The following is a 13745-nucleotide window of genomic DNA, read 5'->3' as shown; positions in this document are numbered from 1 at the left end:
CCAGAAGTTTTTCGAGGATCCAATGAGCACATTTTCTCCCCGCGAGATCGTTTCCGAGCTCGATCGCTACATTATCGGTCAGAAGGATGCGAAACGGGCCGTGGCTATTGCACTCAGGAACCGTTGGCGCCGTCAGCAGCTTGAGCCGGTGTTGCGCGATGAAGTGATGCCGAAGAATATCCTGATGATTGGCCCCACCGGCGTCGGCAAGACAGAGATTTCACGCCGGCTCGCCAAGCTGGCAGGCGCGCCCTTCATGAAAGTCGAGGCCACGAAATTCACCGAGGTCGGCTATGTCGGCCGCGATGTGGAGCAAATCATTCGTGACCTCGTCGAGGCCTCGATCGGGCTCACGCGAGAGAAGATGCGCAAGAATGTAGAGGCGCGGGCCCATGTAAATGCGGAAGAGCGTGTTCTGGAAGCCCTCGTCGGCAGAACCGCAAGCCCGGCAACGCGCGACAGTTTTCGGCAAAAGCTCAGAAACGGCGAGTTGGACGACAAGGAAATCGAGGTCGAGGTGGCGGACACCGGCGGCGGTTTGGGAAATTTCGATATTCCGGGACTGCAAGGGGGCAATGTCGGCGTTCTGAACATTAACGACATGCTTCAGAAGGCTATGGGGGGCGCTCGTACCAAGACCGTCAAGACCACGGTGAAGGAGTCCTATAAGCACCTAATCAACGATGAATCGGACAAGCTTCTGGATGAGGACGAGGTCACCCAGAAAGCGCTCGACCTTGCGCAAAGTGAGGGAATCGTCTTCCTCGACGAAATCGACAAGATTGCCGCGCGGGAAGGCGGCATGGGTGCGGGAGTCTCCCGCGAGGGTGTGCAGCGCGACCTGCTTCCGCTGGTCGAAGGCACGACGGTCGCTACCAAATACGGTCCGGTGAAAACCGATCACATTCTCTTCATCGCTTCTGGTGCCTTCCACGTCACCAGCCCGTCAGATCTACTGCCCGAGCTTCAGGGCCGCCTTCCTATCCGCGTTGAGCTCCGGGCGCTCGAAAAGGACGACTTCCGCCGCATTCTGACAGAGACGGAGGCCAGCCTCATCAAGCAGTATGTGGCGCTCATGGAAACCGAAGGGGTCAGGCTTGAATTCACCGACGACGCAATCGACCGTCTGGCGGCCATTGCCGTCGACCTCAACGCAAGCGTGGAGAATATCGGAGCGCGTCGCCTGCAGACAGTGATGGAGCGTGTTCTCGACGATATCTCCTATAACGCGCCCGACCGTTCCGGCAGTGAGGTCACGGTGGATGGCGCGTATGTCGACGAACATGTGGGTGACTTGGCGAAGAATACCGACCTCTCGCGCTTCATCCTGTAACCCATTCGACACAGCGTTGCGTCCGTTTCACAGGCGGGCAGGCGGAAACTCGACTTGCCCCCGTTCTTTTTCTACTGTCCCGCGCGAATCGAGTTTCACGGGGCGGGCGGCTTGTCGCTTAGCAGCAGCGTTATCGCGGGCGTAGTCTTCAGTTTGGCGGCATTTTCCGCCGAAGCGACTGAGATTGTGCCGTCAGGAAACCGGCACGCAACGCAGCCGCCCGTCCCCAGCGCGTCCGCTCGGCGAACACAGGCTGGCCAGTCTACCTACGATCGGAAATACAAGAAGATTTATGCGCTGCTGGAAAGCAATGCTGCACTGCGCGCAAAAATCATCGAGGCGGCGGGCGAGTACGATGTCGCGCCCATTCACATGATTGGCGCGATCATCGGTGAGCATACCTACAACGTCGACGCCTACGACCATCTGCAGACTTATTACGTCAAAGCCGTTTCCTACCTGAAGAGCAGCTTTTCCTTCTCGTACGAGGGTGAAACCGTCGAAGCTTTCATTCGCCAGCCCGCGTTTGCCGACTGTGGGGACGAAATGGACAGCTATGCACTCTGGAGCTGCCGCGAAGCGGTCTGGGATGAAAAGTACCGCGATCAGGTGGTTGAAGGCACGCATTATCCGAATGACCGGTTCAGCGCCGTTTTCTTCCAGCCCTTCTACGCCGGCCAGACTTTCGGTATTGGCCAACTCAATCCGCTGACAGCGTTGCAGATGAGCGATATGGTGCACGGGACCTCCGGCCTGCCCAAGCTCGACCACCGGGATCCGCAGCAGGTCTATCGCACCATCATGGACCCTGATATGAGCCTGACCTATATGGCGGCGATCCTCAGGAAATCGATTGATGTCTATGCTGATGTCGCCGGTTTCGATATCAGCAAAAATCCCGGGTTGACGGCTACCCTCTACAATCTCGGCAATGTGGAGACCCGCGCTGCGAAACTGGCAGCGGAGAACCGGCTGCTCCGAAAACAGGGCCGTACACCACGCTGGCCACGCGAGAACTATTATGGCTGGTTGATCAATGATCGGCTCATGGAGCTGGAAGCGCTGATTGCCGATTCGTGATTCACGGCGATTCGCCTCTAGAGCGGAGTACGTTCACGTGCGCAACGTATGCCGCCCTTGATTGTTTTCCCGCGTTTGGCAAGTGAATCACTTGCCTGCAAAATGCTTTCGTTTGCGAGCGAGGATCCGGTCCAGCTCGCGGGCGAGCGTGACGACGTCTTCGTCGTTCAGGTCGGCGATGCTTTGGGCAAGCCGGTTAGCAAACTCCGTAGCGCCATCTGACAATCCGGCCGTATCCACCACCACCCGCGGATCGGAAAGCGTGGCCAGCCGTTGCAACTCGTCCGCTTCGTCCCAAATGATGTTGAAATAGCCGATGATCTTCTGAACCATCGCCCAGTTGGGCGGGCTGCGCCTGCCGTGTTCGAGCGCAGAGAGATAGGCGGCACTGACACCGATTGCAGCCGCCATGTCCTTCTGGCTGATCCCGCGGGCGCGGCGAAGCTGGCGGATTCTTTCTCCGAACGGCGTCATTTCAGGACCTTCTTCGACGCAAGCGCACGTAGAGCGCACCCGCTCCGCCGTGATGGCGCGCCGCCTCTTCATATCCGCTGACGAGGGCACGGAAGGGTGCTGTCGAAAGCCACTGCGGCACTGTGCGGCGCAAGACGCCGCTATCCTCCCTCGAACCCTTGCCCGTGATCACGAGGACATAACGACGTTCCTCCTTGTAGGCTCGACTCAAGACAGACAGCAGCAGCGAATGTGCCCTATCCTGGGTCAGTCCGTGCAGATCCACCCGGCCGGCAATGGGAAGGCGGCCGCGTGCCAATTTCTGCTGCGTCGGAGCATCGAGACGGCGTGGCGCGCGTGGTCTGGTCTTCGCCGGCGCTCGAGCTTCGTGCGGCATTGTCCTTGTAACCGGCTTCTGAAGGGGAACGTCTTCCATCATGTCGTCGAGGGGCTTTGGCTCCACTTCCGGAAGCTCTTTTCCTTTTAGCGGCACCGTTGTTCGGGCGACACGGCTCCACAAGGTCCGCTCCTCGTCGGTAAGTCGTCTTCTCTTGCGCGTCATTTGCGCGCCTCCCAAAGGAAACGCGGCAAAAGCGCGTAAAAATCGGCCGAATGGCGAATGCTTCCGGCAGCCCTACCCGCCGCATCACCCGTTCCGATGAAAATGTCCCCACGAGCCGCTCCTCGGATCGCCGAGCCCGTGTCCTGCGCTATCATCAGCCGGCGAAAGGGTGAACGGACAACCTCGTGCAAACCAGGTGCATCTACATAGATCGGCGTGCCGAAACAATGCAGGATGCGGTCGACCGCGATCGAACGCATCGGCTCAAGCTGAACTTTTGCGGCGGCAATTGGCCCGAGATTAAGATCGCCGAGCGGGGTTTCCCGGAAGAATATATAGGAGCGGTTCTTCCACAGAATCATGTTCACGCAGGCCGGATGGCTTGCAAGCCAGGCTCGAATCGACTGCATGGTTACATCGGCCGGCGCTATCTCTCCGCTTTCGGCCAGCACCCGCCCAATGGCCGTAAACGGATAGCCATTCTTTGCCGCATACGTGACACGTATCGCGCCACCATCCTGCATGTGGAGACGGGCCGCACCCTGTATGTGGACAAAGAAGGCGTCCACCGGGTCCGCCAGCCAGCACAACTCCAGACCGCGACTCTTCAGCGCGCCACGGTCGATCGCTTCACGGTCAAAATACGCGACCAGACCATCGTCCGATAGCCGCGCGAATCTCAGCTCCGGATCGAGATGCCCGGGCCTGTTGCTTTCATTCACTGAAACGAGATCATCCGGCCTGGCATGAAGCGGCACCGTAAACCGGTCCGACGGTTCGCGCGAGGCGGGCAACTCCGGTTCGTAGTACCCGGTAACGAACCCCTGCGCATCATTATCCGGATTGATAAAGCAGGGCTGGAAATGTCGCTCGAAAAACGCCCGCGCCTCGGCATCACTGGGTGTATTCGGAATTTTCTCGGCTTCCGCGAAAGCGGTCTCGAAGAACTCGCTTCTTATTCCCAGTGCGCCGTCACGATAGGGCTTTTGCGTGGACCGACGGGCGGAGCGTCGGAATGCCCGCAGCGCGGCGGAGACATTGTCGTCGTACCAGCCCGGCAGCTCCGCAAACGAAACTGCGCGAAAAGCGCCGGAAAGGTTCATAGCAACCTCTCCTCACCCCGCCCAGACCGGAATGGCCTTCATTCTTCCGCTTCGGTTGCCACGAGCTTCCAGTTGGGATCGTTCGAACGTGTATCACGTGCGAACGTCCAGACATCAGTCACTTCCGAAACGGTTTCCGGATCGCCATCGATCACCGCGCCAGAGTTATCGCGGGTGGCCGAGATCAATTCGCTGACGATGCGCAGCGTCAAATGCGCCTCGCTGCCTTTCATCTCGGCACCGACGAGAACCGCCTTTTCGATGCCCACAAAGGAAGACTCAATTTTTTCTGAGCGCTTCTCCCGATCGTCGATGGCGGCTACGAAACCATCATAAACCTCGCGCGACAGCAGGTTCTTCAAGGTTCGCCTGTCCCCATCGGCATAAGCCATCACGATCATTTCATAGGCGAGCTTGGCACCGTCTGTGAAGACGACCGGATCGAAAGCGGGATCGGCGTCTTTGATGGCGCGCAAGCCCTTGTTGAGGTGGGTTCCAGGTTCGGACACCGTATCAATCGTGGCATACTTCTCCTTCTCATCAGCCTCTACGGCACCTTTGCGCCTGGGAAGGGAGACCACGTTTTCCGGCTTGTCTGACTCCTTGCGCTCGCGCGTACGACCGGCGGTGTAGGGATCGAAGGGCTGGCGCTCATTCCCCGTGCGCCGTCCAAGAACGTTGCGCAGCTGTAAAAAAATCACCACTGCAGCGACGAGGAAAAAAATTGTGCCGAAATCAAGAAAATCCATGTCGTTCAGCCAAAGCCGCTCCGTGATGTTTCAGCTGCCGCCCCTGCCGAGTATATGAACAGGCAAACGCAGGGCGCCGCCCCGATGCAATCCATATAGAACGCGTGTCGCCATCATTCAAATCATTGGTTCGCATCCCCATCTATAGAATGATGATTCGCAACTACCGGCTCCGTTTGTAAAAGGTAACCTAAAAAAGTGCCGTTCTCTATCGTTCCATTTTTGCTTTTGGCGATTCCGTTGATGGAGATTGCCGTCTTTGTTCTCGTAGGAGAGCAAATCGGCGTTCTGCCGACGCTGGCGCTGGTTCTGGCGACGGCCGTTGCAGGGTCTATTCTGCTCCGTATCCAAGGATTCGGCATCCTCTCCAGGGTCCGGCGCATGCTTGGCCAGGGACAGATGCCCGGCCGAGAGCTCGTGCATGGCGTCATGATCCTTTTGGCTGGCGTTCTGTTGCTGACGCCCGGATTTGTAACCGATACACTAGGCTTCCTTCTTTTTATCCCGCCCCTACGCGATGCGGCGTGGCGATTCTTGCGCAATCGTGTCGTCATTATCGGAGGCGCCAGTACACCTCCAGGCCGGAAGGGGCGCCAGGAGAGGATTATTGATCTCGATAGCGATGATTACACCCATACCGAGGATGACGATTCCCCTTGGCGTGACCACCGGGGCTGAGCTTCCGGCGAAGGCGTTCTTGTCTTGCCACGGAGCACGTGATAGCGAGCATGCTCTGAAAGGCGGGCTTAAGGTGCACGCCACATCTCAGCGATGCCACAAGGGGATCAGGACATGGCCAGTAAGCCGGATGAAAAACAAACAACGGGCACAGGCGCGGGCGAAGCCAAGGCCGGCAATGGCACGCCGCCCAGTCTCAACATTATTACCCAATACATAAAAGACTTGTCCTTCGAGAGTCCGGGTGCGCCAAGGTCACTGCTCAACCGCAAGAAGGCCCCGGCGATCAACATCAATGTCAATGTGAACGCCAATCCGCTGCAAGAGGCGGACTACGATGTGGTCCTGACGCTTACGGCACGCGCCGAAGTCGAAAAGGAAGTGCTCTTCAACGCCGAGCTGGTCTACGGAGGCATCTTCCGCATCCAGAATTTCCCTAAGGAGCATATGCTCCCACTCCTGTTCATCGAGTGCCCGCGCCTGCTCTTTCCCTTCGCGCGGCAGGTGATTGCGGACGCAACGCGCAATGGCGGCTTTCCGCCGCTCATGATCGATCCAATCGATTTTGCAAAAATGTACCAGCAGCGGATTGCTGAAGAGCAGGCGAAGAACAAGGTTCAGACCACCTAAGCCTGAACCGCGTCTGTGCGTCGGGTTGTAAAATGCCTTCCCGGCGCTCAGGCGGATTCCGCCTTTGTATTCGATTCCGCGTTGTCCTGCTTTCTTCTCAGCCAGAGCGCGTTATCGCCTATCGCGGCCACCATCGCGGCATGATTGTCCTGCTCAGCGGGGGTTAGCCGCGGCGGTAGAGGTCGGGGACGGGCCGGTAGGACGACGGGGGCGGTGGTATTCTGCCTTTCCTCCGCCGGTTTGTCGGCCGCCGTTTCCAGGCCAAAGGTCGCCTGCTTTCCGCCGGCGAGTTCGATATAGACTTCCGCCAGCAATTCAGCATCGAGAAGCGCGCCGTGTTTTGTGCGCCGCGAGTTGTCGATCCCGTAGCGGCGGCAAAGCGCGTCGAGCGAGTTCGGGCCCATCGGATGCTTGCGCCGCGCAATTGCGAGCGTATCGACAACCAAGGCAGGGTCAACCATCGGGAGACCCAGGCGGGCAAACTCGGCATTGATGAAGCCGATGTCGAAATTCGCATTGTGGGCGACCAGCTTTGCGCCGTCGATGAATTCAAGAAACTCGTCGGCTATACCGGAAAAGACCGGTTTGTCAGCCAAATCCGTATTTGAAATCCCATGCACGGCCTGGGCGTCGGGGTGGACCGAGCGACCCTCCGGGTTGATGAAACGATGCAGCGAGCGACCGGTCGGAAACCGGTTCTCAAGCTCCACGCACCCCAACTCGATAACCCGATCTTCTCGCGGATCGAGGCCGGTCGTTTCCGTATCAAAAACAATTTCACGCATCGAATCGCTCCCCGCCGCAACGATGACGAAGCGAAGCGTCGAGGACAAGGGTCAGCTGTGAAAAAGCTCTCAGCGTCCCGTCAATTGTGCGATGATGCTTAGCACTTGCCGGCGCGCCGCCTCAAGGCCGCGGCTGGTGTCGATGACAAAGTCTGCTCTGCGGCGTTTTTCCGCATCGGGCATCTGCCGGGAAAGCATGTCTTCGAACCTGTCCTCGGTCATTCCCGGCCGGGCGAGGACACGCTGTCGCTGAATTTCCAGCGGGGCGGTCACGACGACGATCCTGTCGACACGATCCGTGCCACCGGTTTCGAAAAGAAGCGGGATATCCAGAACCGCCATTGGTATCCCCCGCCTCCGCTGCTCATTCAGGAAACGCTCCGCATCCCGGCGCACCAGGGGATGGATAAGGTTTTCAAGCTGACGGAGCTTTTCCGGACGCCCCGTAACGACGCTGGCCAATTTCGCGCGGTCGACCTTGCCGTCGACTACCGTTCCGGGAAACAGCGTCTCGATCTTCGGGGCTGCCTCGCCAGCATAGAGCCGGTGCACGGCCGAGTCGGAGTCATGGACGGGCACGCCTTCTTCCTCGAACATGCGGGCGGTGGTTGACTTGCCCATGGCAATGGATCCCGTGAGCCCGAGTACGATCAATGGCCCTTCTCCAGATCAGCCAGGACGATTTCCCGCAGCTCCGAGGTTACCTCCGGCTTCACACCGAACCAGCGCTCGAACCCGGGAACTGCCTGATGCAGAAGCATTCCAAGCCCATCCACCGCCTTCAAGCCTCTGTCTACCGCGTCGCGAAGCAAGGGAGTGATGAGAGGTGCATAGACGATATCGCTCACGGTCGCCGAGTCCGGCAGACCGGAAAGTTCAATCTGCAGCGGTGGTCCGCCCGCCATACCCATCGAGGTTGTGTTTATAAGAAGCGTGGTGTCGGACAGCAACTCGGGGAGTGCATCCAGGGTGTGGGCGCTGACACCATCGTCAAACCGATCGGACAGCACCTTTGCTCGGGAGAGCGTGCGGTTGACGACGCGGATATCCTGCATCTCGCGTTGTTGCAACGCCTGAACGATCGCGCGAGCGGCACCACCCGCGCCAAGGACCGTCGCGATGCCGTTTCCTTCCCAGCCGGGAGCAACGGAATCCAGGTTGGCTGCAAAGCCGTAGGCATCCGTATTGCCGCCGCACAACCGACCGTCTTCGAACCAGATGGTGTTGACAGCCCCTATTGCCTCGGCCGCGGTGTCGCATTGCTCGACCAGCTTATACGCGGTTTCCTTATGTGGAATGGTGATATTGCCACCCACAAATGGGCCGTCGGACAGGCCACGAACGAAATCGGCAAACTGTTCCGGCGACACGTCCCGGCGCTCGTACGAACCTTCTATTCCGTGTTGACGAAGCCAATAGCCATGGATCACCGGTGAGCGAGAATGGGCAATCGGATGCCCGCAAACAAAGGCCCGCAAGGGTCTATCAGCCATCAATCACGTCCAATTCGCGCAGTTTTGCAAGCAGGGGCAGGAGCGGCAGACCGACGATCGTGAAATAGTCGCCCTCGATTTTTTCGAAAAGCTGGATGCCTTCGCCTTCAACCTGATAGGCGCCCACACTGTTCAGGGCGTTTTCTCCCACGCGCGAGAGATGCCGCCCGATAAAGCCGGGATCGAGTTTTCTCATCGTCAGCTGCGCGATTGCCACATGCCGCCAAACGACGTTTCCACCCTGCGCCAGAACGACGGCGCTGTTCAATTGATGGGTTCGGCCGGACAGCGAAAGAAGGTGGCGGCGCGCACCTTCCATATCCGCCGGCTTATGAAATAGCTCATCGCCCAGTGACAAGGTCTGGTCACCGGCAACCACCCAATCACCCGCGTTCCGCTCCGAGACATCCACGGCCTTGGCTTCTGCCAATACCAGCGCAACATCCTCGGGGCTCAGGCCTGTATCCTTAAGGGGCGCTTCCGCCGCCCGTTCGTCGACTTCCGGCGCCATGGGGATGATACTCAACCCGGCATTTTCCAGCAATTGCCGGCGAAACGGGCTTGTAGAAGCGAGGATGAGATTCTGTCCATTTGTTATCATCGGTCTGATCCTCAGTTTCAGCGCGTATTCCCACGCAAGGCCAGAATGGCGGCCGCCGTTTCCTCTATCGAACGACGTGTTACATCGATTATAGGCCAATTATGGCGGCTGCAAAGCTGGCGCGCATAGGCAAGCTCACGGGCTATCGTGCCGCGGTCGGTGTATGAATCGAAATCGCTTGTCGCGCCCGGACCGCCAAGAACCCGGTTGCGGCGAATCTGTGAAATGCGATCGGCGGATGCCACCAAACCGACGACAAGGGGTCCGACCGCCCTGTCAAGTTGCTCCGGCAGCCGCGTATCCAAAACGATCGGTACATTGGCTGTCTTCACACCGCGGTTCGCAAGATAGATGCTAGTGGGGGTCTTTGATGTCCGCGAGATCCCGACGAGGATGATGTCCGCCTCCTCGATATCGTGGGGCAGTTGGCCGTCATCATGCTCCATCGTGAAGTTCAGCGCGTCGATGCGGCGAAAATATTCTGCATCCAACACATGCTGCGCGCCGACACGCCGGCCGGCCGGCGTTCCCAGATAGGACTGGAAAACGGCCAGGACTGGTTCAAGAACCGATACGCTCGGCAAACCCATGGTAGTGCAGAGTTCCTCGATTCGGCCTGCCAGCTCCTGGTCGACGACGGTATAGAGAACGATCCCCGGCTCCTCGTCGATTTCAGCGAAGACCTTGGCGAGCTGTTTTTCCGTGCGGATGAGCGGATAAATATGTTCGATGGCGCGGGCATTCTTATATTGGGCCGCGGCCGCTCGACCGGCAGCAAGAAGGGTTTCGCCGGTCGCGTCGGAAATCAAGTGCAGATGGAAGAAGCTTTGCGCTTTCTGCACGCTATTTTCTCTCCCCTGTGGACGTCTGTTGATAGCGCGCAGCCAGGCAGATTAGGAGAGCAGGCTATCTGGAAAACAGCAATCTTCATCCACATTAGGCCCCACTGCGGAAAACGTTTCGAACTTGTCAGCGCCTTCGTGGAAAAGATGGAGTTTCCAAATTGCCTCACATGTCGAAACCGTGGGAGATTCTTTGTAACTCACTGGAATCACGTTCAAACAAGCTGTTATCCAAGGAATATTCCCCAAGGGAGAAACTCTTTTCATTCCGTTGAATGTGCGCCAATGTCGCGTCGCGAAATGTGGACAGATGAGAATCCACACTTCAAACAGACTCATAGAAACAGAATCCTTTAAATAGATTCTTAATATTAGTTTTTAGGGAGACGATCCGTGCCACAACGAAAGCTCCTCGACGTCCTGAACGGGCTAAAAACGTCTCCCCCTCCTATCTGGCTCATGCGCCAAGCTGGCCGTTACCTGCCCGAGTATAGGGAAACGCGTAGGAAGGCCGGAAGTTTCCTCGATTTGTGTTTCAATCCCGATTTAGCGACGGAAGTCACGCTTCAGCCGATCAGACGATTCGACTTCGATGCAGCGATCCTGTTTTCCGATATCCTCGTCATTCCTTATGCACTTGGCCGTAATCTGCGCTTTCAGGAAGGGATCGGCCCTGTGATGACACCGCTGCAGGCGGATGACATTGAAGCACTCGAAACCGGCGATCTGCACAAGCATCTGAACCCCGTCTATGAAACGATTCGACGACTCAGGGCAGAACTGCCGAAAGAAAAGGCGCTCATCGGCTTTTGTGGGGCTCCCTGGACGGTGGCGACCTATATGATTGCCGGCCGTGGAACGCCGGACCAGGCGCCAGCGCGATTCTTCGGGCACACTGAGCCGCAGGGTTTCGAGAAGTTGCTCCAGACCATCACCGCTTGCTCAGCTGAGTATCTGATCCGTCAAATAGAAGCGGGCGCGGATGCTGTTCAGATCTTTGATTCCTGGGCGGGTGTTCTGGACGAGAAGAGCTTCGAGGCCTGGTGTGTCCGCCCAGTCACCGAGATCGTGCGGCGCGTTCGAGAGAAGTATCCGGAGGTTCCAATCATCGGATTTCCAAAAGGTGCCGCCCGCCACTACGATGGTTATCGTACTCGCACCGGTGTCACTGCCCTTGGCCTTGATTGGATGGTTCCGATGATAGATGCACGCCGCTTGCAGGCAGAGGGGCCGGTGCAAGGCAATCTCGACCCGATGCGTCTCAGAGCTGGAGGAGAGGCGCTGGAAGTGGGAATTGATACCATCCTGGATGGCTTGGGTTCCGGGCCGCTGATCTTTAATCTCGGCCACGGTATCACGCCGGATACACCGGTGGAGCATGTACACACTATGGTAAGACGAATTCGTGAGCGTGGGTAATGGCGGTGGGGGAAGCGGAAAGCGGGAAGCAAAGCCGTCTCGTGCGTGTCTTTATCGGGCTCTTAGCCCTCATCGCTCTGGTATTTATGTTTTTTTCGCTCGTTCCCGACCGGTTCTACCCGTGGGTTAAAGCGTTCCATGTGATCGCTATAATTGCCTGGATGGCGGGTCTTCTTTATCTGCCGCGGCTCTTCGTCTATCACGCGGACGCTGAAGTGGGATCGGTGCAAAGCGAGACTTTCAAGGTCATGGAGCGCCGGTTGCACCACGCCATTATCGCACCGGCGATGATGCTGTCTTGGATCCTGGGTTTGTGGCTTGCGTGGCGAGGATTTGGATTCTCGGGCGGATGGTTGCACGCCAAGATCGCGGCTGTTGTCCTGCTTTCCGCCATTACGGGCTATCTTGCACGGGGCGTACGAGTTTTTTCCGAGGACGGGAACACCCGCTCTGCCCGCCACTGGCGGATGGTGAACGAAGTCCCAACGCTTTTGATGATTGCGATTGTCATTCTGGTCGTGGTCAAACCGTTTTAGATTCAGGCAGCTCGCTTGCATAGCGGTTTATCGACCGCTATTTGCGAAGGTGGAACGAAAAACCCACCTTGCTCTTTCTGTCTGGGGAGGATAAAAGGGGCTTTCCTTCCCTTCATTCTTCAGCGTCGCCTTCCCAATTTGCGGACCTCGCCGGCGCTCTGGTTATCCTTTCCATTTCTCGGTTCAAGAACCACTCAGGCCGTTACCATGCAGGAAATGAAACTTCAGGAGCTCAAGAGCAAAACGCCGACCGATCTGATCGCGTTTGCCGAGTCGCTCGAGGTCGAGAACGCCAGCATCATGCGCAAGCAGGAGCTGATGTTCGCAATCCTCAAAAAGCTTTCGACCCAAGATATTGAAATCATCGGCGACGGCGTCGTGGAGGTTCTCCAGGACGGATTCGGCTTTCTTCGTTCTGCCAGCGCGAACTATTTGCCTGGGCCCGACGATATCTACATATCGCCCTCGCAAATCCGACGCTTTTCGCTGAAAACCGGAGACACGGTGGAAGGGCCAATACGCAGCCCCAAGGAAGGGGAACGCTACTTCGCTTTGCTCAAGGTGAACTCGATCAATTTCGAGGACCCGGAAAAGATCCGTCACAAGATCCATTTTGACAATCTGACACCGCTCTATCCGGACGAGCGGATGCGGATGGAGGTGGATAATCCCACGGGTAAGGATCTTTCCGCGCGGGTGATCGATCTCGTGGCACCCTTGGGAAAGGGACAACGCGGGCTTATTGTGGCGCCTCCGCGAACGGGTAAGACCGTTCTTCTCCAGAACATTGCCCATTCGATAACGTCGAACCATCCGGAATGTTACCTGATCGTTCTTTTGATCGATGAGCGACCGGAAGAGGTGACGGATATGCAGCGCTCGGTTAACGGTGAGGTGATTTCCTCGACGTTTGACGAGCCCGCCTCCCGCCACGTACAGGTCACGGAGATGGTGATCGAGAAAGCCAAGCGGCTGGTGGAACACGGTCGTGACGTGGTGATCCTGCTCGACTCAATCACGCGCCTGGGGCGTGCCTACAACACGGTGGTCCCTTCCTCCGGTAAGGTTCTCACTGGTGGCGTTGACGCCAATGCGCTCCAGCGGCCGAAACGTTTCTTCGGTGCTGCGCGCAATATCGAGGAAGGCGGGTCGCTGACCATCATCGCCACCGCGCTAATCGATACTGGCAGCCGCATGGACGAGGTGATCTTTGAGGAGTTCAAGGGTACAGGCAACTCCGAGATCGTGCTCGACCGCAAAGTGGCCGACAAGCGCATCTATCCGGCGATGGATATCCTCAAATCCGGTACCCGCAAGGAGGATCTTCTCATCGCGCGTCAGGACCTTCAGAAAATCTTCGTTCTGCGGCGTATTCTTGCGCCCATGGGCACCACGGACGCCATAGAGTTTCTGATCGACAAGCTTAAGCACACGAAGAACAACGCGGATTTCTTCGATTCCATGAACACCTGATTGGCTGG

Annotated in this window: 16 protein-coding genes; 7 read left to right on the top strand and 9 right to left on the bottom strand. The window is 57.7% G+C overall.

All coding sequences use genetic code 11. The features are described from left to right. Positions 1-22 precede the first annotated feature (22 nt). Positions 23-1333, top strand: coding sequence for an ATP-dependent protease ATPase subunit HslU (gene hslU, locus LY631_RS02220; RefSeq protein ID WP_274423475.1), 1311 nt, complete (start codon positions 23-25; stop codon positions 1331-1333). A 111-nt stretch (positions 1334-1444) separates the two neighbouring features. Continuing rightward, positions 1445-2413, top strand: a complete 969-nt coding sequence (locus tag LY631_RS02215) for a DUF1402 family protein (RefSeq protein ID WP_445082834.1) — start codon at positions 1445-1447, stop codon at positions 2411-2413. Positions 2414-2500: 87 nt separating this feature from the next. On the opposite strand, the gene LY631_RS02210 is transcribed toward LY631_RS02215, so the two are convergent. From LY631_RS02210 to LY631_RS02195, 4 genes are read right to left on the bottom strand one after another with little or no spacing between them, the layout of a single operon-like run. Continuing rightward, positions 2501-2887 (bottom strand): helix-turn-helix domain-containing protein, encoded by a 387-nt coding sequence (locus LY631_RS02210; RefSeq protein ID WP_274423474.1) that lies wholly within the window; start codon positions 2885-2887, stop codon positions 2501-2503. Between the two features lies 1 nt (position 2888). Then, entirely contained in the window at positions 2889-3428 is a 540-nt protein-coding gene (locus LY631_RS02205) for a Smr/MutS family protein (protein ID WP_274423473.1), read from the bottom strand. Then, positions 3425-4531 carry a murein transglycosylase A gene (gene mltA / locus LY631_RS02200; RefSeq protein WP_274423472.1) on the bottom strand — a complete coding sequence of 369 codons (1107 nt, stop codon included), beginning with the start codon at positions 4529-4531 and terminating at the stop codon, positions 3425-3427. The genes LY631_RS02205 and mltA overlap by 4 nt, the downstream gene beginning before the upstream one ends. 38 nt (positions 4532-4569) lie before the next feature. Further along, positions 4570-5280, bottom strand: a complete 711-nt coding sequence (locus tag LY631_RS02195) for a Tim44/TimA family putative adaptor protein (RefSeq protein WP_274423471.1) — start codon at positions 5278-5280, stop codon at positions 4570-4572. A 198-nt stretch (positions 5281-5478) separates the two neighbouring features. Here LY631_RS02195 and LY631_RS02190 point away from each other — a divergent pair, with 198 nt between their 5' ends. Together LY631_RS02190 and secB are read left to right on the top strand one after the other, a co-directional pair. Then, positions 5479-5958, top strand: coding sequence for an FxsA family protein (locus LY631_RS02190; protein ID WP_274423470.1), 480 nt, complete (start codon positions 5479-5481; stop codon positions 5956-5958). Between the two features lie 114 nt (positions 5959-6072). Beyond that, the gene (gene secB / locus LY631_RS02185) at positions 6073-6588 is read left to right on the top strand and encodes a protein-export chaperone SecB (protein ID WP_274423469.1); all 516 of its coding nucleotides are present in this window, start codon (positions 6073-6075) and stop codon (positions 6586-6588) included. 47 nt (positions 6589-6635) lie between these two features. Here the strand turns inward: secB and dnaQ are convergent, their stop codons facing one another. From dnaQ to LY631_RS02160, 5 genes are all read right to left on the bottom strand, one after another. Next, positions 6636-7373 carry a DNA polymerase III subunit epsilon gene (gene dnaQ, locus LY631_RS02180; RefSeq protein WP_274423468.1) on the bottom strand — a complete coding sequence of 246 codons (738 nt, stop codon included), beginning with the start codon at positions 7371-7373 and terminating at the stop codon, positions 6636-6638. Positions 7374-7442: 69 nt separating this feature from the next. Then, positions 7443-8027, bottom strand: a complete 585-nt coding sequence (gene coaE / locus LY631_RS02175; protein ID WP_274423467.1) for a dephospho-CoA kinase — start codon at positions 8025-8027, stop codon at positions 7443-7445. Further along, positions 8024-8866, bottom strand: a complete 843-nt coding sequence (locus LY631_RS02170) for a shikimate dehydrogenase (RefSeq protein ID WP_274423466.1) — start codon at positions 8864-8866, stop codon at positions 8024-8026. The genes coaE and LY631_RS02170 overlap by 4 nt, the downstream gene beginning before the upstream one ends. Further along, positions 8859-9467, bottom strand: coding sequence for a Maf-like protein (locus tag LY631_RS02165; RefSeq protein WP_274423465.1), 609 nt, complete (start codon positions 9465-9467; stop codon positions 8859-8861). The genes LY631_RS02170 and LY631_RS02165 overlap by 8 nt, the downstream gene beginning before the upstream one ends. A gap of 17 nt (positions 9468-9484) precedes the next feature. Beyond that, positions 9485-10309: a pyruvate, water dikinase regulatory protein gene (locus LY631_RS02160; RefSeq protein ID WP_274423464.1), complete on the bottom strand. Its 825-nt coding sequence runs from the start codon at positions 10307-10309 to the stop codon at positions 9485-9487. Between the two features lie 393 nt (positions 10310-10702). On the opposite strand from LY631_RS02160, the gene hemE reads away from it, so the two are divergent. The 3 genes from hemE to rho all read left to right on the top strand — a co-directional run bounded on the left by hemE (position 10703) and on the right by rho (position 13737). Next, a complete protein-coding gene (hemE, locus tag LY631_RS02155; RefSeq protein WP_274423463.1) occupies positions 10703-11728 on the top strand; it encodes a uroporphyrinogen decarboxylase in 1026 nt (341 codons plus the stop codon). 86 nt (positions 11729-11814) lie between these two features. Continuing rightward, on the top strand, positions 11815-12264 hold the full coding sequence (gene hemJ / locus LY631_RS02150; RefSeq protein WP_274423877.1) for a protoporphyrinogen oxidase HemJ: 450 nt from the start codon (positions 11815-11817) through the stop codon (positions 12262-12264). A 207-nt stretch (positions 12265-12471) separates the two neighbouring features. Further along, the gene (gene rho / locus LY631_RS02145; RefSeq protein ID WP_274423462.1) at positions 12472-13737 is read left to right on the top strand and encodes a transcription termination factor Rho; all 1266 of its coding nucleotides are present in this window, start codon (positions 12472-12474) and stop codon (positions 13735-13737) included. Positions 13738-13745: the final 8 nt, after the last annotated feature.

Source organism: Chelativorans sp. YIM 93263 (genome assembly GCF_028767125.1).
In the GTDB taxonomy this organism is placed as follows: Bacteria; Pseudomonadota; Alphaproteobacteria; order Rhizobiales; family Rhizobiaceae; genus Chelativorans.
Note: the sequence above shows the minus strand (reverse complement) of the source record. Positions and strands in the feature narration are given on the sequence as shown.

Excerpts from the sequence above, each read along its gene's own strand:
- hslU (WP_274423475.1), top strand. The coding sequence starts at position 23 with ATGAGCACATTTTCTCCCCGCGAGATCGTTTCCGAGCTCGATCGCTAC.
- LY631_RS02210 (WP_274423474.1), bottom strand. The coding sequence starts at position 2,887 with ATGACGCCGTTCGGAGAAAGAATCCGCCAGCTTCGCCGCGCCCGCGGG.
- LY631_RS02205 (WP_274423473.1), bottom strand. The coding sequence starts at position 3,428 with ATGACGCGCAAGAGAAGACGACTTACCGACGAGGAGCGGACCTTGTGG.
- mltA (WP_274423472.1), bottom strand. The coding sequence starts at position 4,531 with ATGAACCTTTCCGGCGCTTTTCGCGCAGTTTCGTTTGCGGAGCTGCCG.
- LY631_RS02195 (WP_274423471.1), bottom strand. The coding sequence starts at position 5,280 with ATGGATTTTCTTGATTTCGGCACAATTTTTTTCCTCGTCGCTGCAGTG.
- secB (WP_274423469.1), top strand. The coding sequence starts at position 6,073 with ATGGCCAGTAAGCCGGATGAAAAACAAACAACGGGCACAGGCGCGGGC.
- dnaQ (WP_274423468.1), bottom strand. The coding sequence starts at position 7,373 with ATGCGTGAAATTGTTTTTGATACGGAAACGACCGGCCTCGATCCGCGA.
- LY631_RS02170 (WP_274423466.1), bottom strand. The coding sequence starts at position 8,866 with ATGGCTGATAGACCCTTGCGGGCCTTTGTTTGCGGGCATCCGATTGCC.
- LY631_RS02165 (WP_274423465.1), bottom strand. The coding sequence starts at position 9,467 with ATGATAACAAATGGACAGAATCTCATCCTCGCTTCTACAAGCCCGTTT.
- hemJ (WP_274423877.1), top strand. The coding sequence starts at position 11,815 with ATGTTTTTTTCGCTCGTTCCCGACCGGTTCTACCCGTGGGTTAAAGCG.
- rho (WP_274423462.1), top strand. The coding sequence starts at position 12,472 with ATGCAGGAAATGAAACTTCAGGAGCTCAAGAGCAAAACGCCGACCGAT.